We start from the raw sequence: 25,873 nt of genomic DNA, 5'->3' as shown, positions 1-25,873 counted from the left end.
GTTGCAGCAGCATGAGTGAAACGATTCGCCAAGCACTCAAAGACATTCCGGTTCCTAAAATGGTGCGGATCCGTCAAAAGTTCGACGGCTCCAAGCTGGAGGACCCGATTGCGGTACTCAACGAAGAATTGAAAAAGCCGGGCACGATGGATCGCGTTAAGCCCGGCACGGAAGTGGCGATCTGCGTCGGCAGCCGTGGTGTGGCAAACATCGCGGGCATGACGCGCGCGGTCGTGGACGCTGTGAAAGCGGCGGGCGCAACGCCGTTCATCGTGCCTTGCATGGGCAGCCATGGCGGCTCCACAGCGGAAGGGCAGAAGGAGGTGCTTCATCATCTCGGCGTTTCGGAAGAAACGATGGAATGTGAAGTGCGTTCTTCCATGGAAGTTGTGCAAATCGACCAAATGGCGAACGGGCTGCCGGTGTACGTTGATTCGTACGCGTATAAAGCCGACTCCATCATCGTCATCAACCGCGTGAAGCCGCACACGGCGTTCCGCGGTCATATCGAGAGCGGCATCATGAAGATGATCTCCATCGGCCTTGGCAAGCAGAAGGGCGCGGAAGCCTGCCACCAGCTCGGCTTTAAATATATGGCCGAGTTTGTGCCGGAAATGGCGACGCTGATGATGAAGAAGCTGCCGATTATTTTCGGCGTAGCTGCTGTCGAGAACGCTTATGATGAAACGTGCCGGATCGAGGTTCTGCCTGCGGATCAGGTGTTCGAGCGCGAGAAGGTGCTTCTTGAAGAAGCGAAGGCGCGTCTGCCGAAAATTTTGTTTAAGCAGCTGGATGTACTCGTGATTGATTACATCGGCAAAAACATTAGCGGCGACGGAATGGACCCGAATGTAACGGGGCGTTATCCGACTCCTTATGCGACCGGCGGTCCGGACGTTACGAAGATGGTCGTGCTTGACCTGACGAAGGAATCGAAGGGCAACGCGAACGGCGTCGGTACTGCGGACTTTACGACACAGCGCCTTGCGGATAAAGCGGACTGGCCGGGCACCTACATGAACGGCCTAACGTCGACCGTTTGCGCGCCGACCAAGCAAGCAACGACGCTGGAGAACGATTTGCTGGCGATTAAAGCGGCGGTTAAGACCTCCAACATTTTGGATTACACGACGTGCCGCATGGTTCGTATCCGCGATACGCTGCATCTCGGAGAAATCGAAATTTCCGAAACGCTTCTTGAAGAAGCGCGCCAGCACCCGGATATCGAAATTTTGAGCGAGCCGTATGAGCTGCCGTTCGACAGCGAGGGGTACTTGCCGAAATGAGTGAAACAAGCGTAAAGCCATATATTATCGCTGCGGATATCGGCACGACAAGCACGAAGGCGCTTGTCATCGACAGCCGCAACGGAAGCATACTGGGCGGGGCCTCCATCGAGTACCCGCTGCATGTTCCGCTGCCTGACCGCGCGGAGCAGGACCCGTACGAGCTGTATGGGGCCGTAGTAAAGGCGATCCGCGAAGCGAAGGCGAAGTCGGGCGTATCGGAAAACGAGATCAAAGCGGTCTCGTTTTCCTCCGCCATGCACAGCCTAATCGCCGTTGACCGTGACGGCGAGCCGCTGACGCAGTGCATCACCTGGGCGGACAACCGCGCCGTTGCTTACGTGGATATCTTGAAGCGTGAGCACGACGGTTTAGAGATTTACCGCCGTACAGGTACGCCGATACATCCGATGTCGCCGCTGCTAAAGCTGATGTGGTTTAACGATCACGAGCCGGAGCTGGTCTCGCGCACCTGGAAATTCGTCGGCATTAAGGAATTCGTCTTCTACAAGCTGTTTGGCCGCTGGGTGATCGACCATTCCTTGGCGAGCGCGACGGCCTTGTTTAATCTGGAGAAGCTTGATTGGGACGAAGGCGCGCTGCGTGCGGCGGGTGTTACGCCGGAGCAGCTTTCGGAGCCGGTGCCGACCACGGAGGTGCTGCGCGGCTTAAACAGCGCGGCGGCGGCCGAAATGACGCTGAGCGCGGATACGCCTTTTGTCGTCGGCGCATCCGACGGTGTGCTCGCGAATCTCGGCGTGGGCGCATATGAGCCAGGCGTATATGCCGTAACGATCGGGACGAGCGGTGCGGTGCGCGCGGTCGTGGATCGTCCGCTGACCGACCCGTCGGGCCGATTGTTCTGCTATGCGCTGAACGAAAACTTCTGGGTTGTCGGCGGACCGATCAACAATGGCGGCGTTTTGTTCCGCTGGGTTCGCGACCAGCTCGCTACGTTTGAAGCGGAGGAAGGACGCAGACTCGGCCTTGATCCGTACGATCACCTGACGAAGCTGGCGGCGGAAGTGCCGGCAGGCTCGGAAGGACTGCTGATGCTGCCGCTTCTCACCGGCGAGAGAGCGCCGTATTGGAACGCGAATGCACGCGGCGTATTTTTCGGGATGTCGCTGTACCATGAGAAGAAGCATATGATTCGCGCCGTTCTCGAAGGTGTTTGCTACGGCATTCACGCCGTGACGGAAGCACTTGAGGGGCTTACTGGCCCAGCGAAGGAAATTCGCGCTTCCGGCGGCTTTGCAAGATCGCATTTCTGGCGTCAAATGATGTCCGATGTGCTGGGAGCGGAGCTGACCGTTCCGGACGCAATCGAAAGCTCCGGGCTTGGCGCTGCCCAGCTGGCGCTGCTGGCGCTTGGAGAAACGAAGGATTTCTCATCGATTCATGAATGGGTGAAAGCAGGGCACCGCCATGAGGTAAACAAGGCCAATCATGAGGTGTACCAGAAGCTGACAGCGATTTACGGCGAGGTTTACGAAAAGCTCGTAGAGCCGTTCGATAAAATTTCGGCGTTCCAGAAGGAGCAGTTTGGCGGCAAGTAAGGCAGGCGGATCGCGAGTGAACCGCGATTTTGCTGACAACCGTTAAGGGGGATATCCATCCATGTCCAATTTATTTGATTTGAGCGGCAAAACAGCCGTTATTATCGGCGGCAACAGTACGCTGGGCGGAACAATGGCGGACGCGCTGGCAGCACATGGCGCAGCGGTAGCCGTTGTCGGACGCAACCAAGAGACTTGTGAGGAAGTACGCAGCCGCATTGAATCCACAGGCGGCAAGGCGAAGTCGTTTCAAGCGGACGCAACGAGCCGCGCGGATTTGGAGCGCGTGCTAGCTGAAGTTGTAGAATGGACCGGTCGCGTCGACATTTTAATGAACTGCCCGGGCAAAAACAGCGCAACGCCGTTCTTCGAAATTACGGAAGAAGAATGGGATTCGATCATGGAAGTGAACCTGAAGAGCGTTGTGCTTGCGTGCCAGGTGTTCGCGAAGCGCATGATCGAGCAGGGCGAAGGCGGCAGCATCATTAACATTTCGTCCGTTTCTTCCGGACCTCCGCTGTCCCGCGTATTTACGTATTCTGCATCCAAAGGCGCAGTAAACAACGTAACGCAGTTTCTGGCAAGAGAATTTGCGCCGGACCGCGTTCGCGTGAACGCAATCATCCCGGGCTTCTTCCCGGCCGAGCAAAACCGCAAAATTCTTTCTCCGGAGCGCATCGAGTCGATTATGCGCCATACGCCGATGAACCGTTTCGGCGATCCGTCCGAGCTGCAGGGCGCAGCGGTATACCTTGCTTCCGACAAAGCGTCCGGCTTCGTAACTGGCACATTCCTGCGCGTTGACGGCGGATTTGGAGCAATGACGATCTAATTTGCTTGGCTAATTATGCCGGATCATGTACAATGGGTACCGAAATCGATACTAGAAAAAAGTTCATTGGAAAAGGTGGAGAATGTATGTCAAACTCGCAAATCGGCGTCGTCGGCTTGGCGGTTATGGGTAAAAACCTGGCGCTCAACATTGAAAGCCGCGGCTATACGGTAAGTGTATACAACCGCTCTCCGGAGAAAACGAAAGAGCTGATCCAGGAATCGGCGGGCAAGAAGCTTGTCGGCACTTACAGCCTGGAAGAGTTTATCGGATCCCTTGAGCGTCCTCGTAAAATTTTGATCATGGTTAAAGCCGGTTCCGCTACGGATGCAACGATCGATTCGCTGCTTCCGCTGCTTGAGGAAGGCGACATCCTGATCGACGGCGGCAACGCGCTCTTCACAGACACGCAGCGCCGCAACAAAGAGCTGGAAGCCAAAGGCATCCGCTTCATCGGCACCGGTGTATCCGGCGGTGAAGAAGGCGCGCTTAAAGGCCCAGCGATCATGCCGGGCGGCCAGCGCGACGCTTACGCGCTTGTTGAGCCGATCCTTACGGGCATTTCCGCTAAGGTTGACGGCGACCCTTGCTGCACGTACATCGGACCGGACGGCGCAGGCCATTACGTTAAGATGGTACATAACGGCATCGAATACGGCGACATGCAGCTGATCTGTGAAGCATATCAATTGTTGAAAGACGTGCTTGGCATGGAAGTGCAGGAGCTGCACGAAACGTTCGCGGAATGGAACAAGGGCGAGCTGGACAGCTACCTTATTGAAATCACAACCGACATCTTCACGAAGGTTGATCCGGAAACGGGCAAGCCAATGGTTGATGTAATCAAAGATACAGCAGGACAAAAAGGAACAGGTAAATGGACGAGCCAGGATGCGCTGAACCTTGGCATCCCGCTTTCGATCATTACCGAATCCGTATTCGCACGCTTCCTTTCCGCAATGAAGGAAGAGCGCGTGGAAGCGAGCAAGGTATTGAACGGTCCTCAGGACGCAGCAGGCCAGATCGACAAAGCTTCCTTCGTCGAAGCGGTTCGCCAAGCGCTGTACGCGAGCAAAATTTGCTCCTACGCACAAGGCTTTGCGCAAATGCGTGCGGCTTCCGAAGAGTATGGCTGGGGCCTTGAGTATGGCAACATCGCGATGATTTTCCGCGGCGGCTGCATTATCCGCGCTCGCTTCCTGCAAAACATCAAGGATGCGTACGATCGCGATGCAGGCCTGAAAAACCTGCTGCTTGACCCGTACTTCAAGGGCGTTATCGAGAACTACCAAAGCTCCTGGAGAACGGTTGTTGCAGAAGCAGTAAAACGCGGCATCCCGGTTCCGGGCTTCGCTTCCGCGCTGGCTTACTACGACAGCTACCGCTCCGAGCGTCTGCCAGCGAACCTGCTTCAAGCGCAGCGCGACTACTTCGGCGCACACACGTTCGAGCGTGTGGACAAAGAAGGCACGTTCCACTTCCAGTGGTTCTAAAAAGATCATAAACGCTTACAACCGCAATTTGCGGTGTAACACCGTAGTTAGCAGAAGGATGGCCGGCTTCGGTTTTGCTTAAGGCAAAGCCGGGGGCGGCCCCTTTTTTACTGATTTTCAGCGGGGCTGTAGTGGTTTTCTCATACTTGGGTTTCTCGATTGTAAGCTTATTCTATGAATTGTTGCAAATCTAGGGCTGTGATATGATAGGAATACATTTTACAAGCCGGAGATGAGAGATGAATACGAATATTGTGCTTGTCGGTTTTATGGGTACAGGGAAGACGACAGTGGGCTTACTGCTGGCCGAACAGCTCGGCTGGAGCTTCGTTGATACGGACAAGGTCATTGTGAAGCGAAGCGGGATGTCCATCCCGCAAATTTTTGAGCAGCAGGGCGAGAAGGCCTTCCGTGACCTGGAGACTGCTGTGGTGAAGGATATGGTGAAGGGGAGCGGACAAATTATTTCGACCGGCGGAGGAGCGGTGCTGCGTCCGGAAAATCGCGAGCAGATGCTGGCCGGAGGCTTTGTGGTGGCTCTGAAGGCGGATGCGGAAACGATTATTTCGCGGGTGAAGGAAGACAAAAACCGTCCATTGCTTGCCGGGGATGCCGAGGCGCGCGTCCGCGCTTTGCTGCTTGAACGGGCTGAAGCGTACGATTTTGCCCATCTAACGCTGCAAACCGATCAGCTGAGCGCGGAAGCGGCGGCTGCTTTGATCGCTGAGGCTTGGAAGCGAAAAAAACAGCAGGCATAGAGCGCCCGCTGTTTCATCGCAGTTAAGATTTATAGCTTGTCCCAAGCCAGCATGCCGCCGGTCATGTTTTTCAGTCCGGTCCGGCCAATGGCGGTCAAGTAATCATATGCTTTGCCGCTGCGTCCGCCGCTGCGGCAAATAAGCACGGTCTCTCCGGTCTGCTCAATTTCATTCACACGATCGGGAAGCTCGCCCAACGGAATATGCTTGGCTCCCGGAATCATGCCGGCCGCGACCTCCTCAGCTTCTCGAACGTCGATCATCTGAATGGTCTCGCCTTTTGACAGGCGTTCTTTCAGTTGCTCGGGAGTAATAGTTTGCATGGGGTGTAAGGCTCCTTTCTAATCGGAATACATCATTTCCATCATAGAAATGGTTCCGGTCATTGTCAAATTTCGGGGGAGGGGAACTGCAATGGCTTTGGCTGAGCGCAAAACAGCCGCTTGGCACATGTATGCCGCAGTAGGGGGCTTTGGCGTGCTGGGGGCATGGTCCCGGTATTTTATATCTATATTGGCGAACGGGCGCTATGTAAGCGATTTTCCATGGGGAACGCTGCTTTGCAATATTGCGGGCAGCTATGTGCTGGCCAAAATTTTGCTTGGCGGCGCACTGCCGCTTGCAAATAAGCCCTGGCTCCGTATAGGCCTAACAACGGGATTTCTAGGAAGCTTCACGACTTTCTCCGCCTTTAGTGTGGAGACGGTTTCCCTGCTGACGGAACAGCATTACGCTTTGGCAGCAGCTTATGCGGGGCTATCCTTAGCCGGGGGCATGGCCGCAGCACGAATGGGAGCTCGACGAGGCCGTGCTGCAGGAGGTGCTTCATGATAAATAGCCCTAGCCCGCTCTGGATCAATCTCCTCATGATTGGGATTGGCGCGTTTGCCGGGGCGGTAGCACGTTATCGGATCTCGCTCACGCTATCTCGTGCATTCCCAAGCAAACCGCCATATGGTACACTGACTGTAAATTTAATAGGCTCTTTTGCCCTCGGACTGCTTTTAGCAGCAAGCGATGACGAATGGCTTCGTTTACTGGCCGGGACCGGTTTTCTCGGTGCGTTCACCACGTTTTCTACGTTAAAGACGGAGGGAGAACGGTGGTTTAGGGAAGGGAGAACAATAGCGGTTATTATTTATTTTGCTGCAACATACATAGGAGGCATTGCGCTCGCATTTGCCGCTTTATCCATCATTAGATAGGAGAGAAATGACATGAATGTAGTCGTAAAGCCGACGCCTCGTTTACAAGGTGAAATCCAAGCTCTTTCTTCGAAAAACTACACGACACGGTATATGCTCGTTGCCGCTCTTGCCGAAGGGACAAGCACCATCTATTACCCGGCTCATAGTGAAGACAGCGACGCCATGCGCCGTTGTATGAAAGATCTCGGGGCAATTGTGGAAGAAGACGATGTAAAAATGACGATTACCGGTTTCGGCCGCAATCCGAAGCATGTCCAAGAATTGAACGTAGGAAATGCTGGAGCGGTGCTTCGCTTCTTAATGTCGGTAGCGGCATTTATTCCGGAAGTGACGTTTGTGAATATGTATCCCGATTCCTTGGGGAAGCGGCCGCATAACGACTTGATCGATGCCCTGCAGACGATGAATGTCGAAATCGAGCACCAAAACGGACGCCTGCCGATCACAATTAAAGGCGGCCAGCCGCGCGGCGGACGTATTGAAGTTTCCGGAACGGTTTCGTCCCAATATTTAAGCTCGCTGCTGTTTATGACGCCGCTGCTTGATGAGGACAGTGAAATCATTGTGACTGGAGATGACTTGAAATCGAAGGTCGTTGTCGGTCAAACACTGGAGGTTATCCGCCAAGCTGGAATTCAAATCGAAGCCTCCGAGGATCTCATGCATTTCCGTGTTCCGGGCAAGCAGAGATACGAAGCGAAGCAGTATACCGTTCAAGGCGATTACCCGGGCTCCGCGGCGATTTTGGCGGCTGCCGCTGTGACCCAATCGGATGTGGTTGTCAACCGTCTGGAGGAGAACAGCAAGCAGGGCGAGCGTGCCGTGATTGATGTGCTGAAGGCGATGGGCGTGCCGATGACGCATGAAAACGGCGTAGTCCATGTACAAGGTAACGGGCAGCTGAAGGCCGTAGAATTCGATGGCGACCAGTTTACGGACGCGGTGCTTGCGATGGTCGCGGCAGCTGTGTTTGCCGAAGGAACCTCGCGTTTTTACAATGTGGAAAATTTAAGGTATAAAGAATGCGACCGAATAACCGATTATTTGAATGAGCTGAAAAAAGCGGGCGCCGATGTAGAAGAGCGTCAGAGTGAAATTATCGTTCACGGAAAACCGGCCGGTGTGGAAGGCGGAGTGGAGATCGATGCTCACTATGACCACCGTGTCATTATGGCGCTGACCGTGGTTGGTCTTCGTTCCGAGAAAGGGCTGCTGATCCGCGATGCTCATCACGTGGCGAAGTCGTATCCGCAATATTTTGATCATCTTAAGGCGTTAGGCGCGCAGGTGGAATGGCAGCAATAGCTGAGCAACTAAGCCGGAGCCGGCGTCAAATTTCAACTTAGGTGTGAGGTCCTCATGAGAATGCTTGTGCCGTTAAAATATGGATTGGTTTTGACGTTGGTTGTCGGCTTGCTGTTTTCCAGCAGCGTGTTTAGTGTGTTGGTTTATGGGAAAATGAGCGGAAAGTCATGGGCATCCTTTCCAACAGGAACAGTTTCGGCCGCTGAAGTGCCGGCCGAACCGTCTGCGGCACCGCCTGCGGAGGCTGCGCCGGTCCAATCGGCACCGCCACAGCAGACGGAGCCTCTACAGCCAAAGAAAGATTCCGTCCTGCTGGAAGCCCCAATTATTTTGCAAAATCCGGAGCTGCCTAGAGGCTGTGAAATTACAAGCTTAACAATGCTGCTGCAGTTTTATGGCTATAATATAGGGAAGATGGAGCTTGCCGCTGAAATGCTGCGTGATCCGACCCCGTTGGTTCGCGATAAGGCGGGACGGATCGCCAGCTGGGGAAATCCGAATACCGGCTTTGTCGGAGAGGTTACGGCTGCGGGAGCTGGCTTCGGTATATATCATAAGGCGCTCTTCCCGACGCTGGAAAAATATGTGCCAACGGCGGTTGATCTGACGGGCTCCGAGTTTGATATCCTCGAGCATAAACTATCGCAAGGAATTCCGGTTGTCGTTTGGACAACAATTAATTATCAGGTTCCGTACAATTGGGTACAATGGAATTCGCCGGACGGCCCGGTGCGCGTTACATTTTCGGAGCATTCCGTTTTGTTAACGGGCTACGACCGAGATTCTGTGTATGTAAACGATCCTTTGAAAAGCAGCGCGAATATTAAGGTGGACAAGGCCCAGTTTGTAAAGAGCTGGGCAGCACTTGGAAAGCAGGCACTTTCGTACAATAGCTTTAAATAGGAAGGGGCGGCAGGATTATGTTTGAAAATCCATCGAGAGATGAAATAAAGGATATGCTGAAACATGCCGGCGTCATTGCAGTCGTCGGATTATCGGATAACCCGGAGCGTCCGGCTTTTTATGTTTCGGAAGCGATGCAGAAGAAGGGCTACCGAATTATCCCTGTTCATCCAACAGCGAAAGAGGTGCTCGGGCAAAAGGTTTACCCTTCGCTAAGTGATGTGCCGGAGCCGATCGATATTGTCAATGTTTTTGTGCGCAGTGAGATGACTCCGCCAGTGGCAGAGGAAGCAGTTCAGGTTAAGGCTAAGGCGATCTGGCTTCAGCAGGGGGTATTTAGCGAAGAGGCAGCCCGGATCGCGAAGGATGGCGGACTTCAAGTTGTTATGGACCGCTGTATTAAGGTGGAGGACTCCATTTTATTGCCGAACGGCCGTGGATAAGTCTTGCGCTGCGCGAAAAAAATGTTGAAAAAGCCGTAAATAAAAAACGAAACCCTTAGAGATAATAGTAAAGGCTTCACGAGGACGCCCTGCAGATGGCGCCTTTGAAGACTTATACTCATTTATTCTAAGGAGGAATTCGGCTATGTACAACCAACAATTCCAGCGTCCTATCCAATCTCCAATCCAATCTCAATACCGCGGTTACCAGCGTCAATATCAACCGGTAGGTTATGTACAATCTTCCTACCAAGGCGGTTTCCAGCCGACTAGCTTCCAAACAGCTGGCTTCCAACAGCAATTCCAGCCGCAATTCACGCAATACGGCCACCCAACAAATCCTGAAGCTTACCACACTGCAAGCTATGTAGGTAATGTACCGGATCATGACCGTGCGTTCCGTGAAGATTCCTTCCAGCCTGCTGGCTACGGCTACCAAGGCGCTCAATACGGTCAATACCAGCAGTTCCAAGGCGGCGCTAGCACAACTGCACATGTACAAAACATTCGCCCTTCCGCATTCCCAACTGCACGTTTCTAATATTGGGACAGCGATTGAAAAGGCCCCTTTCGAGGGGTCTTTTCCTTTCCTTTGACAAAATAGGGAGATGCACGTACCATTACCTGTAGAATATTTTTTATTTTTTCGTCGGAAGGGGCAGACAAATGAATGGAATGGGGATTCTGCAGCAGTTTGGGCGTTCGCTAATGCTGCCGATGATTGCTTTGCCAGCAGCTGCCCTTGCCTTGTTTTTATCCCAGCTGCCATGGGCTGCGTTTGGCCTGCCGTCGGTTTCGACGGTGCTTGTCATCGCGGGGAGCTCAATTTTCACCTACCTCCCGTACATATTTGCCGTCGGAGTAGCGCTTGGTCTAACCGAAAGCGCAGGAATGGCCGGCATGTCGGCACTGATCGGATATTTTATTTATGAGCAGCTGACTTACGTTTATTTAGGGCTTGATTTACAGCTTGGAGTACCCGGCGGTATTTTAATCGGTCTGGTCAGTGCCCTCACCTTTCATCGTTTTAAGAACGTAAAGCTGCCGGAATACATTCAATTTTTCGGCGGTCCCCGTATCGTTCCGCTGCTTGTATCCTTTGAGGCAGTATTTATCTCATTGATCATGTTTTGGATGGGATCGCCACTGCAGACCGCGCTTCTTGGGGTGGGCTCCTTTTTAGTCGGCCTAGGCGGCTTCGGCGCTTTTCTGTACGGCGTTTTTTATCGTCTTCTTGTTCCTACGGGGCTTCATCATATTTTAAACAATTTTGTGTGGTTTCAAGTCGGCTCGTATGAATTGGAAAATGGAATCGTCGTAAGCGGTGATTTACCGCGCTTTTTTGCCGGGGATCCGACAGCGGGGCTTTATATGGCCGGTTTGTATCCGATTATGATCTTCGCCCTCCCCGCGATTGCATTTGCCATCATCCATGAAGCAAGGGAAGACTTAAAGCCGAAGGTGCGTGCGACCTTCTTGACCGCTGCCATGGGATCGGCTTTGACAGGCGTCACGGAACCGATTGAGTTCGCGTTCCTGTTTGCTGCGCCTACGCTGTTTGCCGTTCATGCGATATTATCCGGCTTAGCGATGTGGATTGCGCATTTGCTCGATATTCACCATGGCTTTTCATTTGCCGGTGGGTTAATTGACTTCTTGATGAACTATCATCTGTCTAAAAATGCGATGCTGCTCCTGCCTGTCGGCATTGCTTATGGCTTTGTATATTACTTTTTATTTCGCTGGGCCATTCGGCGGTTTCAAATTCCAACTCCGGGAAGGGAAGAGGGGTCGCCGCTTGAAGATTGGGCGGGTGATATACCGTATCGTTCCCCGTTAATTTTGCAGGCGCTTGGCGGCAAGGAAAATATTGTACATATTGAAGCGTGCATTACGAGGCTCCGTTTAACGCTTGTCAACGACCGTCTCGCCGATTTTACTGCTTTGAAGCATCTCGGAGCTGCGGGGGTCATTCGGCTTGGCGGAGGTAATATTCAAGTCGTTTTCGGAACGTTTTCCGAGCTGATCCGCGAAGAAATTATTAAAGTGCTGCGTAAGGATGTAAGGCAGGTGCATTTTCATTCCCCGATGCAGGGGGTGATGATTCCGCTTGAAGAAGTGCCTGACGCAATCTTTGCCGGAAAGCTGGTCGGTGACGGCGTGGCCTTTTTCCCAGACCGGGGTGAGCTGGTCGCGCCGGTAAAGGGGCGCATCTTGCATATTTATCCGACGAAGCATGCGATTGGGATTGTGACGCCGGAAAAGCTCGAGGTGCTGCTTCATATCGGGATCGATTCTTCTCAGATGGAAGGAAAGGGAATGACGGTTCACGTCCAGGAAGGCGACGAGGTGGTGCCAGGCCAAACACTTGTGCGCTTTGATCTTGGCAAGCTAAAGAAGCATGCGAAGTCAATCGCCACACCGATGCTGATTACGAACCCTGGGCTCGTCAAATCCTGGAGCTTTGCGCCGTTTAAGCCGGTGAAGAAGGGGCAGGCTTCAGTGATGTCCGTCATTTTAAAGGAGGGTGAAACAAGTGACAACAAGACAAACGCTTAAAGGCATCGGAGCTTCATCCGGAATTGTAACCGGAAAAGCGTTCGTGCTGCCTTCCTGGGAATGGGAGCTGCCCGATAAAATGATTGATGTAACTGATCTAGCCGCCGAATTCGAACGGTTATCCGACGGGATCAGGACCTCCAAACGAGAAATCCGCTCCATTAAGAATGAGCTTTCGGATGTAATCGGCGGTGAGCCTTCCAGCATTTTCGACGCTCACCTGGCAATTTTGGACGATCCGATTTTTATGAATGAAATTCAAGGAATCATTCAGCGCCAGTATAAGGCGGCTGAAGTAGCGGTGAAGGAAGTTATCGATAAGTTCGTCAATATGTTTGATTTACTGGATGACGACTATATGAAGGAGCGGGCTTTGGACATTAAGGATGTCGGAAACCGACTCCTCAAGCACTTGCTTGGAAAACCGGATGTAGTACTGCCGGAAACAAGCGAACCGTTTATTCTCGTCGCTAAGGAAATTTCGCCTTCTCAGCTGGCTCACTTAAATCCTTCCCATGTAATAGGTGTCGTTACGATGGCCGGAGGAGTTACCTCCCATGCAGCCATCATGGCTCGCGCCATGGCGGTGCCGCTCGTTATGGGTCTCGAAGGAAAGCTCGATCAGCCGATTCAAACCGGGGATCTGCTTATTATTGACGGGGAAGAAGGGCTTATATACGTAAATCCTACGGACGCGGTCATTTCTGAATATAAGCTGCTGCAGGCCCATCTGGAAGCCAACCTGGAAAACCTGAAGCGCATCGCCCTGGAGCAGGCGAAAACTTTGGACGGCACAGAAATTCACCTGGAAGTGAATATTACTTCGTTAAAGGAGCTGGACCAAGCGCTGCAATATGGCGCTGTAGGGGTAGGCTTATTCCGAACGGAATTTGTATACATGGACCGAGACGCTTTTCCAAATGAAGAGGAGCAGTACGACGTATACCGCAGCGCTGCCGAAAAAATGGGTCACCGGCCGGTCATCATTCGTACGCTGGATGTCGGGGCGGATAAGCAGCTGGAATACTTGTCTTTAAACGAGGAAGAAAACCCGGTGCTGGGCTACCGTGCGATCCGAATATCCTTGGATCGGACCGACCTGTTCAAAACGCAGCTCCGCGCGATCCTACGGGCGACGGTTCACGGCAACGTGAAAGTACTGTTTCCAATGATTACGTCAGTGGATGAAATTCGTCAAGCGAAAGCGCTGCTAGAGGAAGCGAAGGATGAGTTGCGCAGGGAAGGACTTCCGTTTAAGGAGGACATCCCAGTAGGGATTATGATTGAAGTACCTGCCGCTGCGCTGATTGCGGATTTGCTGGCGGAAGAAGTGGAATTTTTCAGTATCGGCACGAATGACTTAACGCAGTATGTACTGGCCGTTGACCGGATGAACGAGCATATTGCTCATATGTATGACCCATACCAGCCAGGAGTGCTGCGCATTATCCGTGATACGGTGCTGGCTGCGAAGCGCGCCGGTATCGAGCTCGGTGTTTGTGGCGAGATGGCTGGGGACGTAAGGGCTTTGCCGTTTTGGCTAGGTCTTGGCGTGAATCATCTCAGCATGTCGGTGCAGTCCCTGCTGCCCCTGAAGCAGCGTGTACTGCAGGCCCGCACGGAGGAAGCGGTGAAGCGCTTGGAGCAAGTGATGAGATGCACGACGAGTGCTCAAGTGAAGGCGCTGATGGACCCACCGGCGCGGCTAACGGCTGCTTTTAAATAATTGAAACTATCACTAGGAGGCGATTCAATTGACAAAACCTTTAGAGGGACTTCGGGTGCTGGCTTTTGTAGATGAGGAATTCGAGGATTTGGAAATGTGGTATCCTGTGCTGCGTTTACGCGAGGCCGGAGCAGAGGTCGTCGTAGCGGGGGCAGAGGCAGGGAAAACTTATATCGGGAAATATGGCGTACCGTTAAAAGCGGATGTTTCCTTTGAGGGGTTGGAAGCTGACGATTTTGCCGGCCTATACGTTCCTGGAGGATGGGCGCCGGATAAGCTCAGAAGGTATGAGCCTGTTCTTCGGCTGACGAAACAATTTCATGCTGCGGAAAAGCCGATCGCACATATATGCCATGCGGGATGGGTGCTCATTTCGGCGAAAATTTGCAATGGCTTTACGATGACATCGACTCCGGGGATAAAAGACGACCTTGAAAATGCTGGCGCGACATGGGTCGATGAAGAGGTTGTAGTGGACCGCCACATCGTATCCGGACGCAGACCGCCTGACCTTCCGGCGTTCACGCTGGCGTTTGTAGAACTGCTCGCAGCCAAGCGCAGTTGACAAAAAGTGTTACTCCCTCCGGGCAGGAGATTTAGCTGAAAAATCGAATATGTATAGTATAAGAAGTTCGATTTGCTAAGGGCTGAAAACAGCTCTTATTTTCTGGCTGGGGGAGTTAATTACATGCAGAAGCAATGCAAATGCGGTGATTCCATGTCGCTGCACCTTCGTACCGTAATATTCTCTAATAAAGTAGAAATCGAAAATGTGCCGATCTATTCGTGTGACAGCTGCAGCAGCAGCGAAGTCATTCCTGAGGTAAAGCCGGAGCTAACAGGACTGATCGGAGGACTTGGTACGAATCCTTCGAAGCAGCAATTGTATTTTAACGAATACAACGAGCTGGCTCATCTCATGTGCGCCGTATCCCAGAAGGATCAAGTGCATATTCCGGTGCAAAAGATCTTAGAGGACCGCATTAACCAGCTGCTCGATTTGCTGCTGCTGGCTAACTCGCTGAATGATGAAGCGTGGATTGCAGATGTCCAAAACCGCCTAAAGCAAGTAACACGTCATGCTACATATGACCTCAAAACCCTCGGGCCGTAAGGCTCGGGGTTTTTGCGTTTTTTTCCGTTTTCATGGTTTTCATTGCACAAAGTCATATTTTGTCGTATCATAACTGTTAAGTGGGCTTGTTCGAACGTGAATGATAATTACGAAAAATTGGAGAGATAGAACAGTGACGGTTACGATTTATGATGTTGCAAGAGAAGCTGGCGTATCGATGGCTACCGTTTCCCGAGTTGTCAACAACAATCCGAACGTCAAACCGCAAACCCGGAAAAAGGTATTTGAAGCGATCGAGCGTTTAGGCTATCGCCCGAATGCTGTTGCGCGGGGACTAGCGAGTAAGAAAACAACGACGGTTGGCGTCGTTATTCCGGATATTTCGAACCCGATTTTTTCCGAGGTAGCACGTGGAATTGAAGATATTGCCAATATGTATCATTACAATATTATTTTGTGTAATGCCGATAAGCGGAAGGATAAAGAAATCCGCGTGGTAAACACCCTGCTTGAAAAGCAAGTGGACGGGCTGCTATTCATGGGCGGCGTTGTCACGGAAGAGCATATTCAGGCGTTCCGTACGGCGTCGGTTCCAATCGTATTGTGCGCTACGACGGATGAGAAAGAAATGATGCCTGCGGTGGATATCGATCATGAAGCGGCCGCTTTTGATGCAGTCAATGAACTGATTCGCCAAGGACATCGCAAAATTGCGATGATCAGCGGTACGCTGCAGGATCCTGCGAATGGATTTGCCCGTTATCAAGGGTACAAACGCGCCTTGGAGCAAGCAGGCATCGCGCTGCGCGACGAATATGTTCGCGTCGGTAATTACCGTTATGAATCCGGTCTAGAGCTGACCAAGTATTTTGTTGAGCTGGAGGATCGCCCGACCGCAATTTTCACAGCAACCGATGAAATGGCGATTGGTGCAATCCATACTATCCAAGATATGGGGCTGCGAGTTCCTGCCGATATTTCAGTCATTTCCGTAGATAATATTCGGATGGCTTCGATGGTTCGTCCGCAGCTGACTACGGTTGCTCAGCCGATGTATGATATTGGAGCGGTAGCGATGCGTTTGTTAACGAAGCTGATGAAGAAAGAAAACGTCCAGCAGAACCGCGTAATTTTGCCGCATGAAATCATTACACGCAATTCGGTTACATCGATTTAATCATAGGTATGACTCAGGGGGGAACTTATTGGTTCTCCTTTGTTTTTGACGAAACGGGATAGAAAGGAATGGAATTAATGGGTAAAATCGGATTGATCGGGGCTATGCAGGAGGAAGTTGAACGTTTTCTGCCGGAGATGAGCCAAGTTCAGGAATTTACGAAGGCAGGCACGGTGTATTACGAGGGCCAGCTGCGCGGACAGCACGTAGTTTTATGCAAATGCGGGGTAGGCAAAGTAAATGCGGCGGTTTGCACCCAGGTGCTGATCGATACATATGGAGTGGAGCAAATCATCTTTACAGGCGTAGCCGGAGCGCTGCATCCGGAGCTGAACATCGGCGACATCGTCGTTTCCACGGAGTGCATGCAGCACGATATGGATGTGACCGCTTTAGGCTTTGCAAAGGGAATCATTCCGTATGCCGAGGTGTCGGTATTTCCTGCTTCGCAGCAGCTCGTCGAAGCAGCTCTTCGCTCGTCGGAGAAGCTGGCTCATGTTGGCGTAAAGCAGGGCAGGGTGCTGTCCGGAGATCAATTCGTGGCGGATCGCCAGCTCGTTAACGCATTGCATCAAGAGTTGGGCGGAGTATGCGTGGAAATGGAAGGGGCGGCCGTGGCACAAGTATGCCATGTAAACGCCACCCCGTATGTTGTGATCCGCTCAATGTCCGATAAAGCAGACGGATCGGCGCATGTGAATTTTGGAGAGTTTACGCAGCTTGCATCCGAGCGTTCTTATTTGATCGTAGCGGGAATGCTGGAAAGTCTGTAACCATCTATTCTATTCGATAAACTGCATCGCCAGCTGCTTCGTTTGGCGATTCTTTATCGCGATTTCTTCACGCCTTGGGATGCTTCCCAGGGCGTCTTTGTCGTCCAGCCAAGCCGTCGGCAGCCTAGAAGGGCTGTATGGGCTCCAGCGCTCCAGCCAAGCCTCAGGCAGCGGGGCATTTCCGTGCTGCAGGAGCTCGCCGACCAAGGGATGGCCGCTCATTACTAGCCATAGCAGCCCCCACGCCCTCGGAACGACGCGCCAAATGTCGTAACCGCCGCCGCCCAGCGCCACCCATCGGCCGCTGCAGCGCTCGGCGGCCTGCTGCAGCAGCAGGGGCATTTGCAAGTAAATGTCCATGCTGCAGTGAACATGGGCCAGCGGGTCCCAGGCGTGAGCATCGCAGCCGTGCTGGCTGATGATCAGATCCGGCTGAAACACATCTACAATCCGAAAAAGCATATCGGTAAAACACTCCAGCCATGACTCGTCTTCCGTGTAAGGCTCCACCGGCATATTGAAGCAGGTGCCGAAGCCTTCGCCTTCGCCCCGTTCATGCGCGTAGCCCGTGCCAGGAAACAAGTATTTCCCCGTTTCGTGAATAGAGAAGGTGCAGACGGACGGATCGGTATAAAAGGACATTTGTACACCGTCCCCATGATGTACATCCGTATCCACGTACAGTACTTTGGCCTTGTAGCGGCTTCGGGCGTACGAGATGGCCACGGAGGCGTCGTTGTATATGCAGAAGCCGCCGGCACGGTTAGCCATCGCATGATGGAGGCCTCCGCCAAGATGCAGCGCATGGCAGGTCCGGCCGCTCATCACGGCTTCTACGGCGCTTACGGAGCCGCCGACTACCTGACGCGTCACATCATGCATGCCGGGAAAATGCGGGGTATCGCCGTCATCTAAACCGTATTTTCCTGCTTGAGACAGCAGAGTCGGATCAGGCGTCTGTTCGCTAAGCGCTTTCACAAAAGATAAGTATTCCTGCGTATGAACGGATGCCAGCAGCTCGTCATCCACGGCAGGCGGGATGTGAAAGGTCGGATCGTCAACGTCTAGGGCGTTTGCGGCACGAAGAAGACTGATCGTCAGGTCCAGGCGCTTTTGATTAAAAGGGTGGGTATCGCCAAAAAAATATTTCAGATTATCAGGGTGATGTATAAATAAAGCCGAGGCCGCCACTTTGTTTCCTCCCTGTATCAATGCGTCAATACATAAAGCGCTGTTGAAAACGAATCCGGTCAAATTGCTCTACTGAAGAAAGAGGAACTTCTTTGCCGATCCGCACCATGAGGCAGTTAGCCGGGTGAGAGCAAATTTCCGGGTCGTCTGTTGCATACCAAACCATATCGACGCATTTCATTAGGTTTTCCATCATTTTGCGGTAGTCCCACACACTTAGGCCGCTCTCCTCCAGGTCCCAATGCCAGTAATATTCCGTAGTAAACACAATCATGTTTTCCAACTGCCGGTCTTGGAAGGCGAGCCGGATCATTTTTTTTCCTAAGCCAAGCGAACGGTATTCGTTAGCGACTTCGATCGCGCCAAGCTCAATAAGGTCGGTCATATTTCCTTGAGACCAGCGTTCCATTTCATCGGGATAATGGAAGGTGACGTAACCGACGATGAGGTCCTCTACTCTTGCCACGATAATGCGTCCCTCATCGAGTCCGGCAATTTCAACAAGCGCTTCATGCTGATCGTTCGGTCTTCGAAAGGCGTCCAATTGAGGATGCATCCTCATCGCCTGTAACCGCTCAGGAGGGACGGGGCCTTCGATCACAAGCGAATGGGCATCGGTTTGCAGCAATTCGGTATGATGGATTTTCCTGTGCTGGATCATCAGGTCCGCCCCTTTCAAGGTTTCCATGTAATTGTGTTTATCTTATCAGAAGGATTCTGAAAAAGGAAGAACTCTCGAGTGACCCGCCAGACGGCGTATGCTATACTTATGAAAGCGCATAAATTGGATAATCATTCCGAAAACTTGTCGGGGAGGAATCGAGATGACCATGTCACATAATGAGTGGATTGAACCGGTTGCCGAGCGCTCCAATATGGGGAAATACGAGGAGCAGCGTGCATCCTTTCAGTGGGAGCAGGTGGAGCGTACGTTTTCTTGGTACGAGACCGGGAACGTAAACATGGCTTACGAGGCGATTGACCGGCATGCAGACTCCGGTAAAGGAGATAAAATCGCACTCTATTACAGCGACGATAAGCGGGATGAGTCATACACGTTTGCGGAAATGAAGCGGCAATCGAACCGCTTTGCCAATGTGCTGAAGGGATTGGGCATCAGCAAGGGAGATCGGGTATTTATTTTTATGCCGCGAACGCCTGAGCTATATTTTGCTCTGCTTGGCACAATCAAGGCTGGCGCGATTGTAGGACCGTTGTTTGAGGCGTTTATGGAAACGGCGGTGAAAGACCGGCTGGAGGACAGTGAGGCTGTCGCGATCGTAACGACTCCTGCGCTTCTGCACCGCGTGCCTGTCGGCCAGCTTCCGCATTTAAAGCATGTGATTCTTGTAGGGGATAATGTGCAGGCCGATCCGGGGCAGATTGATTTTTATCGTGAAATGGAGTCGGCATCGGATGAATTCGAGCCGGTGTGGGTCGACCGCGAGGACGGTTTGATTATCCATTATACATCGGGCTCCACCGGCAAACCAAAAGGCGTTTATCACGTTCATAACGCGATGATACAGCATTACTACACAGGGCGTATCGTGCTTGATTTGCAGGCGGATGATGTGTATTGGTGTACGGCTGATCCGGGCTGGGTTACTGGAACCTCCTATGGGATTTTTGCCCCTTGGCTGAATGGAGTAACGAATGTTATACGCGGCGGTCGGTTCAGTCCGCAGGATTGGTACGCAACGCTGCAAAAATATAAAGTTACCGTATGGTACAGTGCCCCGACGGCGTTTCGCATGCTGATGGGGGCTGGGGACGATTCGGTGAAGCAGTTTGATCTCAGCTCGCTGCGTCATGTGCTGAGCGTAGGTGAGCCGCTGAACCCCGAGGTTGTACGCTGGGGGATGAAGGTATACGGCCAGCGTATTCATGATACGTGGTGGATGACGGAAACGGGTGGTCAGCTCATATGCAATTATCCGAGCATGGCGATTAAGCCCGGCTCCATGGGCAAGCCTATTCCCGGCGTGGAGGCTTCGATTATCGACGAAGCTGGAAATGAGCTGCCGCCTTACCGCATGGGCAATCTTGCCATCCGCACACCTTGGCCGTCCATGATGCGTAAGATTTGGAAAAACCCGGCGAAATACGAGGAGTATATGCGTATCCCGGGGTGGTACGTGTCCGGGGATTCGGCCTATAAGGACGAGGACGGTTATTTCTGGTTCCAGGGACGGATCGACGACGTTATTAATACATCCGGCGAGCGAATCGGGCCGTTTGAGGTGGAGAGTAAGCTCGTAGAGCATCCGGCGGTTGCCGAAGCCGGTGTCATCGGGAAACCTGACCCGATGCGCGGAGAAATAATTAAAGCATTTATTTCGCTGCGGGACGGTTACGAACCGACGGAGGAACTAAAGTCGGAAATTGCCAAATTCGTTAAGGAAGGGCTGTCCGCACATGCGGCGCCACGAGAAATTGAGTTTAAAGATAAGCTGCCGAAGACGCGGAGCGGTAAAATTATGCGTCGGGTTCTGAAAGCGTGGGAGCTCAGCTTGCCAACCGGCGATTTATCGACGATTGAGGAGTAATTGTAGTCATTGTTTTATCAATTCATTCCAACGAAAAACCGGCCGCCCCATCAATGGGACGGCCGGTTTCTTTATTATTCGCTGTTTTGCTTGAATGGAACGGGAGCCGAGAGAGGAGATTCCCCTGCTTTATTGACTGCAGAGACGCGGTACCAGCCCTCCGTGATCACTGTGATATGGTCGTAAGAAGGGGTGGTTGTTGTTTTAATCCGTTTGAACGGACCGCCTGACTTTTCGCTAAAGTACACGTGGTATTGCGAAACCTCGTCGGCTTCCTCATTCTCATTCCATTTCAGCCTAACGCCCATTGCAGAATTCTCTGCTTTAAGACCGGAAGGGGACGAAGGCTTTTTACCTTTGTCTTCATCCGAATCGTTTGAAGTCTCGGAATTTGAGCGGCCATCCTGCGGGCTGTCCGGGATCGGCCCAAATGGGGAATCCAAGCTGGATCCGGCATTTTGCGGCAGCGATTCTGAGCGTCCGTCTGTGTACACCGCATTGCTCGGACCGGATTCACGTCCCGCGACATCAACGGCGGTTACATAATAGCCGTACACAATTCCAGCTGCAGCCTGATCGACGAAATTATTCGGTTCGCCGTAAAGCACAACATTGCCGTTTAACCGTTCAAATGGTCCATGATTGGTAGAACGGTAAATGCGATAACCGACGACATCCGGGCTGGAGCTGAAATTGAACGTTCCCTCCACAGAGTCCACCATGCGCTTCAGCTCAAGGCCGTAAGGAGGAACCGGCGCCCCGCTTGCATCCTCCCGCGGATCAGTTTCCAGCGGCGCATCCGGATAATCGTCTTCAGGACGGAAGCTTTCTACCGATTCACGGTTTTTCGCCGGCAGCTTTTCCATAATCGATTGGATTTGCGACATTAGCTCAGAGATTGGCGGATCTCGCTTCACTGTCAGCTTTTGCATGACCATATCTGCCGGAGTTCCCGGCTGAGGCAAGTAGCTTTTGCCTTCGAATTGCACGATCTTCGCTTCGACGAGCACATCGTCTTCATCCGTCGGTATATACTTTTGGTTGAACAAATCCGTCACCGTTTTTCCGTTTTTCAAAACAAGCTCGCTAGGAAGCTTGCCGGAAACGCTGGAAACGGTCATTTTCACGATGCCGTTTGGCTGGGTGAATTGCTTCGTCGGGAACAACTCCGGCTTTTTGGCAATAGCAGTATCCATAATCAGAGCCCAGATGTTTTTCGCACGAACCGTTCCGCTGCCTTTCGTCAGTGTTGCAGGCTTATCATAGCCGGCCCAAACACCGACCGTAATGTCCGGCGTGTAGCCCATAAACCATGCGTCGACGTCGTCCTGGGTCGAGCCGGTTTTTCCGGCGATCTGTATATTTTTGAAGTTTTTAAATTTATTAGTTAAATCATGCGCGGTGCCGCCCGGGTTCGTGATTACCGTCTTCAGCATATCCGTCATCAGGTACGCGGATTGCTCAGAAACGACGGTTGTCGGCTTTCGCTGATGCTCGTAAACGACAGTGCCGTTCACATCTTCGATTTTGCGGATGAAGTGCGCATCGTTAAAGACGCCGTTATTGGCGATCGCGGCATAAGCGTTGGTCAGCTCTTCTACCGAAACACCGTATTTCAATCCGCCGATTACACCGGTTCTCGCTTGATAATCTTCCTTTTGCAGGGAAGTAATGCCGAGCTTCTTGGCAAAGTCCCAGGAAGCTTCAATTCCTACCTTGTCCAGGAAAATCCGGATCGCCGGGATGTTGAGCGATTTGTCGAGCGCTTCCCTAGCTGTCACCAACCCGCGATAGCGGTTATCCCAGTTGCGCGGCAGGTGATAGCCTTTAACCCCGTCCTCCAGAATGACCGGAATGTCATCGATAACGCTCGCCGGAGAAACGAGCCCCTGATCAATGGCCGGCAGGTAAGCAGCAATCGGCTTCATGGTCGAACCGGGCTGGCGAAGCATTTGCGTTGCGTGGTTGAGCTGCTCGATATAAAAGTCGCGGCCCTCCATCATGCTTAGGATGGCACCGGTTTTATTATCGATCATCACCGCGCCGATTTGCTCGACACCTTTGGTTTTATGGTCCTCTGTAAAGTTTTTCGGGTTTGAGGCGATTTCCTTCATCGCATCATAGAGCGGCTTATCGATGGTTGTGTAAATTTTGTATCCGCCGCGCAGCAGCATTTCACGTGCTTCCTTAAGCTGCTCGGCATTCGCCGGCTTACGCAGGTCCTCTCGGGTGAGCTCGGGATTTTTGACCTGCAGCAGCCGCATGGCCGCTTCGCGCTCCGCCTCAAGCATGAGATAAGGATATGTATCATATGCTTTCTTCTTCGGCTGCGCGAGCGATGCGCGAAGATCAAATGCTTTTGCTTCCTCGTACTGCTGTGCTGTAATCTTGCCCGTTTCCAGCATCCGGTCCAGCACAAGCAGCTGACGTCTTTTCGCAAGATCAAAGCCCTCTTGATCAAATTCCCCCCGTCCGGTGAACGCCGAATAAGTGGAAGGGGACTGAGGCAGTCCGGCAAGGTACGCGGCTTGAGCGATATTTAACTGATTCATATCTTCCAAGTCAAAGATGCCTTTGGCAGCGGATTTAATCCCGTATAGATTGTAGCCGCTCGAGCCATTGCCATATGGAATTTTGTTCATATAATGAACGAAAATTTCTTCCTTCGAGAGGAAACGCTCCAACCGCAGCGCCAAAAAGATTTCCTTGAATTTTCTGCTGTCGGTACGATCCAGATTCAAAAAGACACGGCGGGCCAGCTGCTGCGTGATCGTGCTGCCCCCGGTTTGCACGTCTTCTTTCAGCACCTTCTGCATGACGGCGCGGCCAAGCCCGTAAATATCAACCCCCGGGTGGTCGTAAAAACCGTCGTCCTCCGTAGCGAGGAAAGCGTTCTTGACTATTTCCGGCACTTCGTTCCATTGAGCGGGACGATGGTCCGCCTCCGTTCGAAGCTGGCCAATTACAGTGTCATCGTTAAAATAAACAAAACCGGTATAAGTGCTTTCGTTCATTTTATTGAGAATTTCTTCCTTCGTCCGTACCTTATCATCCTTGACAAGAGCAGACACATAACCCGTTACGGCTCCAGCTGCAAGAAAACCGGCAAGCAGAGCAAGCACAAACATCCACTTCATGACGGTGAGCAGCATCAGTCCATATTTCTTTATCGCAGGCGCGGCGGAGTTCTTCTTTTTCCCGCGGTCTTTCTTGTCTGTGGTTTCAGCCATCCTGATCCTCCTGTTACCAAATTCAGAAACATTATAGCATAAACAAAGAATTCGAACATACTTTCGAGTTTTGGAGGGCGTTGACTTTGCACCTTATTTTGTGGTAAAACATACACATAATTTTTAATTTTCGATTGCGATGAAAAACGTCAGTAGCGCGTGCGGTGCGATTGCAGAGAGCCGGTGACAGGTGCAAACCGGTACGGCCGCCGAGGTGAATTACCGTTTGGAGCTGAAGATGCGAAAGAGGCGGAATTGAACGTCTTGGTAGTATCTTCCGGCAGCCCCGTTATCGGCGAATGAGTGACGGCTGACTGTTCGAAGGAACGTCATGCCGTAATTAGGGTGGTACCGCGAGCTGAACCTTCTCGTCCCTTGGGATGCGAAGGTTTTTTATTTTGTCTTTATGCGATCAATTCGAAAAAATGTGTGGAGGAATGGTGCAAAATGTCAGAGCAAACGATATGGGAGAAGCTTTCCCCTGAGCAGAAAGCGGAGGTCGAGCGTCAATGGGAGACGGTCAGTCGGGGAACGGCGGAAATTGTTCCAGCAGAAGATTTAAAGGAGAAGCTGGCGAACTCGTTGCTTACCGGGTCACCGCTAAAGATTAAGCTGGGGCTTGATCCATCGGCACCGGATATACATATCGGACATACGGTTGTGCTTCATAAGCTGCGGCAGTTCCAAGAGTTTGGACATGAGGTGCAGCTCCTTATCGGGGATTTTACGGGAAGGATTGGCGACCCGACGGGCAAATCGGAAACGCGCAAGCAGCTTACAGAGGAAGATGTCAAGCGGAATGCCGCAACATATCAAGAGCAAATTTTCAAAATCCTTGATCCGGTAAAAACGAAGGTTGTTTTTAACGCCGATTGGCTTGCCCCGCTGACGTTTGCTGACGTGGTTGAGCTGGCGGCTAAGGTGACGGTAGCACGGATGCTGGAGCGTGACGACTTTACGAAGCGTTATCAGTCCAACCAGCCGATCAGCATTCATGAGTTTTTCTACCCGCTGATGCAGGGCTACGACAGTGTAGCTTTGAAATCGGATGTGGAGGTTGGCGGAACCGACCAAAAGTTTAACCTGTTGATGGGACGGACTTTGCAAAAGGAATACGGTGTTCCGACACAGGCAACCATTATGATGCCGCTGCTTGAGGGCTTGGACGGCGTAAATAAGATGAGTAAGAGCCTTGGCAATTACATCGGTATTCAAGAGGAGCCGAACGACATCTACGGAAAGTCGATGTCGGTACCGGACGAGCTTATGCTGAAGTATTACGAGCTTGCTACCGATATCAGCAACGAGGAGCTGGCTGCCTTGAAAGAGGGGCTGCAAAACGGCACCGTTCATCCCCGCGACGCAAAAATGCAGTTAGCCCGTACTTTTGTGCGCATGTACCATGGGGAAGAGGCGGCTGCGGAAGCGGAGCAGCGTTTTGTTACGGTATTCCAGCAGCGTGCTCTGCCGGATGAAATCGAGGAGCGGGTGCTTCCTGCAGCGGAGCTGGAGGGCGGCGTGATCCGCATCGTTAAGCTGCTTGTGACGCTTGGATTGCAGAGCTCCAACGGGGAAGCGAGACGCAGTGTACAGGGCGGCGCGGTGAAAATTAATGAGCAGAAAATCAGCGATCCGAATGCAGACATCACGGTACAGGACGGCGATGTCGTCCAGGTAGGCAAGCGTTTGTTTGCTAAGGTGCGTATAGGGTAGCAGCAAGGGGAAAAGGCGTTCCCGATCCAAAGAATGAGGAATACGAAATGTATTCCTCTGCAGGATCGAGGGCGCCTCTTTTTGTTCCTCAGG

23 protein-coding genes and 1 other annotated feature are annotated in these 25,873 nt (G+C 52.3%); of the genes, 19 read left to right on the top strand and 4 right to left on the bottom strand.

From position 1 onward, the window contains the following. Window positions 1-11: 11 nt before the first annotated feature. The 5 genes from GQS10_RS01360 to GQS10_RS01340 all read left to right on the top strand — a co-directional run bounded on the left by GQS10_RS01360 (window position 12) and on the right by GQS10_RS01340 (window position 5,928). The gene (locus tag GQS10_RS01360; RefSeq protein WP_166238211.1) at window positions 12-1,286 is read left to right on the top strand and encodes a nickel pincer cofactor-dependent isomerase, group 22; all 1,275 of its coding nucleotides are present in this window, start codon (window positions 12-14) and stop codon (window positions 1,284-1,286) included. Then, entirely contained in the window at window positions 1,283-2,845 is a 1,563-nt protein-coding gene (locus GQS10_RS01355; protein WP_166238209.1) for a gluconokinase, read from the top strand. Before GQS10_RS01360 ends, GQS10_RS01355 begins: the two co-directional genes overlap by 4 nt. A 61-nt stretch (window positions 2,846-2,906) precedes the next feature. Continuing rightward, window positions 2,907-3,677, top strand: coding sequence for a glucose 1-dehydrogenase (locus tag GQS10_RS01350; protein WP_166238207.1), 771 nt, complete (start codon window positions 2,907-2,909; stop codon window positions 3,675-3,677). An 86-nt stretch (window positions 3,678-3,763) separates the two neighbouring features. Then, window positions 3,764-5,170, top strand: a complete 1,407-nt coding sequence (gndA, locus tag GQS10_RS01345; RefSeq protein WP_166238205.1) for an NADP-dependent phosphogluconate dehydrogenase — start codon at window positions 3,764-3,766, stop codon at window positions 5,168-5,170. A 239-nt stretch (window positions 5,171-5,409) separates the two neighbouring features. Then, window positions 5,410-5,928, top strand: coding sequence for a shikimate kinase (locus GQS10_RS01340; protein ID WP_166238203.1), 519 nt, complete (start codon window positions 5,410-5,412; stop codon window positions 5,926-5,928). A gap of 29 nt (window positions 5,929-5,957) precedes the next feature. On the opposite strand, the gene GQS10_RS01335 is transcribed toward GQS10_RS01340, so the two are convergent. Further along, window positions 5,958-6,251, bottom strand: a complete 294-nt coding sequence (locus GQS10_RS01335; protein ID WP_166238201.1) for a rhodanese-like domain-containing protein — start codon at window positions 6,249-6,251, stop codon at window positions 5,958-5,960. A 91-nt stretch (window positions 6,252-6,342) separates the two neighbouring features. Between GQS10_RS01335 and GQS10_RS01330 the strand changes: the two genes are divergently transcribed. The 12 genes from GQS10_RS01330 (at window position 6,343) to GQS10_RS01275 (ending at window position 17,097) form a co-directional block, all read left to right on the top strand. Then, complete coding sequence (locus GQS10_RS01330) at window positions 6,343-6,759, top strand: fluoride efflux transporter FluC (protein WP_243734863.1); 417 nt, start codon at window positions 6,343-6,345, stop codon at window positions 6,757-6,759. After that, the gene (locus GQS10_RS01325) at window positions 6,756-7,133 is read left to right on the top strand and encodes a fluoride efflux transporter FluC (RefSeq protein ID WP_166238199.1); all 378 of its coding nucleotides are present in this window, start codon (window positions 6,756-6,758) and stop codon (window positions 7,131-7,133) included. The genes GQS10_RS01330 and GQS10_RS01325 overlap by 4 nt, the downstream gene beginning before the upstream one ends. A 12-nt stretch (window positions 7,134-7,145) precedes the next feature. Further along, the gene (gene aroA, locus GQS10_RS01320) at window positions 7,146-8,441 is read left to right on the top strand and encodes a 3-phosphoshikimate 1-carboxyvinyltransferase (protein WP_166238197.1); all 1,296 of its coding nucleotides are present in this window, start codon (window positions 7,146-7,148) and stop codon (window positions 8,439-8,441) included. A gap of 54 nt (window positions 8,442-8,495) precedes the next feature. Continuing rightward, window positions 8,496-9,344: a C39 family peptidase gene (locus GQS10_RS01315; protein WP_243734862.1), complete on the top strand. Its 849-nt coding sequence runs from the start codon at window positions 8,496-8,498 to the stop codon at window positions 9,342-9,344. 14 nt (window positions 9,345-9,358) lie between these two features. Next, window positions 9,359-9,787, top strand: coding sequence for a CoA-binding protein (locus GQS10_RS01310; protein WP_166238350.1), 429 nt, complete (start codon window positions 9,359-9,361; stop codon window positions 9,785-9,787). A gap of 145 nt (window positions 9,788-9,932) precedes the next feature. Continuing rightward, complete coding sequence (locus tag GQS10_RS01305; RefSeq protein ID WP_166238195.1) at window positions 9,933-10,328, top strand: hypothetical protein; 396 nt, start codon at window positions 9,933-9,935, stop codon at window positions 10,326-10,328. Window positions 10,329-10,453: 125 nt separating this feature from the next. Beyond that, window positions 10,454-12,346, top strand: coding sequence for a glucose PTS transporter subunit IIA (locus GQS10_RS01300; protein WP_166238193.1), 1,893 nt, complete (start codon window positions 10,454-10,456; stop codon window positions 12,344-12,346). After that, on the top strand, window positions 12,324-14,072 hold the full coding sequence (gene ptsP, locus GQS10_RS01295) for a phosphoenolpyruvate--protein phosphotransferase (RefSeq protein ID WP_166238191.1): 1,749 nt from the start codon (window positions 12,324-12,326) through the stop codon (window positions 14,070-14,072). Before GQS10_RS01300 ends, ptsP begins: the two co-directional genes overlap by 23 nt. Before the next feature lie 28 nt (window positions 14,073-14,100). Then, the gene (locus GQS10_RS01290; protein ID WP_166238189.1) at window positions 14,101-14,637 is read left to right on the top strand and encodes a type 1 glutamine amidotransferase domain-containing protein; all 537 of its coding nucleotides are present in this window, start codon (window positions 14,101-14,103) and stop codon (window positions 14,635-14,637) included. 123 nt (window positions 14,638-14,760) lie between these two features. Further along, the gene (locus GQS10_RS01285) at window positions 14,761-15,186 is read left to right on the top strand and encodes a hypothetical protein (RefSeq protein ID WP_166238187.1); all 426 of its coding nucleotides are present in this window, start codon (window positions 14,761-14,763) and stop codon (window positions 15,184-15,186) included. Window positions 15,187-15,319: 133 nt separating this feature from the next. Further along, on the top strand, window positions 15,320-16,324 hold the full coding sequence (ccpA, locus tag GQS10_RS01280; RefSeq protein ID WP_166238186.1) for a catabolite control protein A: 1,005 nt from the start codon (window positions 15,320-15,322) through the stop codon (window positions 16,322-16,324). Window positions 16,325-16,392: 68 nt separating this feature from the next. Continuing rightward, window positions 16,393-17,097, top strand: a complete 705-nt coding sequence (locus GQS10_RS01275; protein ID WP_424991762.1) for a 5'-methylthioadenosine/adenosylhomocysteine nucleosidase — start codon at window positions 16,393-16,395, stop codon at window positions 17,095-17,097. A 9-nt stretch (window positions 17,098-17,106) separates the two neighbouring features. On the opposite strand, the gene GQS10_RS01270 is transcribed toward GQS10_RS01275, so the two are convergent. Together GQS10_RS01270 and GQS10_RS01265 are read right to left on the bottom strand one after the other, a co-directional pair. Beyond that, complete coding sequence (locus GQS10_RS01270; protein WP_166238184.1) at window positions 17,107-18,288, bottom strand: arginase family protein; 1,182 nt, start codon at window positions 18,286-18,288, stop codon at window positions 17,107-17,109. A 25-nt stretch (window positions 18,289-18,313) separates the two neighbouring features. After that, window positions 18,314-18,949: a GNAT family N-acetyltransferase gene (locus GQS10_RS01265; RefSeq protein WP_207952088.1), complete on the bottom strand. Its 636-nt coding sequence runs from the start codon at window positions 18,947-18,949 to the stop codon at window positions 18,314-18,316. Window positions 18,950-19,112: 163 nt separating this feature from the next. Here GQS10_RS01265 and acsA point away from each other — a divergent pair, with 163 nt between their 5' ends. Then, window positions 19,113-20,837 (top strand): acetate--CoA ligase, encoded by a 1,725-nt coding sequence (gene acsA, locus GQS10_RS01260; protein ID WP_166238182.1) that lies wholly within the window; start codon window positions 19,113-19,115, stop codon window positions 20,835-20,837. Window positions 20,838-20,911: 74 nt separating this feature from the next. On the opposite strand, the gene GQS10_RS01255 is transcribed toward acsA, so the two are convergent. Then, complete coding sequence (locus tag GQS10_RS01255) at window positions 20,912-24,067, bottom strand: transglycosylase domain-containing protein (protein WP_166238180.1); 3,156 nt, start codon at window positions 24,065-24,067, stop codon at window positions 20,912-20,914. A gap of 130 nt (window positions 24,068-24,197) precedes the next feature. Continuing rightward, window positions 24,198-24,446, top strand: a binding site (T-box leader). 68 nt (window positions 24,447-24,514) lie between these two features. Here GQS10_RS01255 and tyrS point away from each other — a divergent pair. Then, complete coding sequence (gene tyrS, locus GQS10_RS01250) at window positions 24,515-25,780, top strand: tyrosine--tRNA ligase (RefSeq protein ID WP_166238178.1); 1,266 nt, start codon at window positions 24,515-24,517, stop codon at window positions 25,778-25,780. Window positions 25,781-25,873: the final 93 nt, after the last annotated feature.

This window comes from Paenibacillus turpanensis, assembly GCF_011421635.1.
In the GTDB taxonomy this organism is placed as follows: Bacteria; Bacillota; Bacilli; order Paenibacillales; family YIM-B00363; genus Paenibacillus_AK; species Paenibacillus_AK turpanensis.
This window is presented reverse-complemented; position numbering and strand designations above follow the sequence as displayed.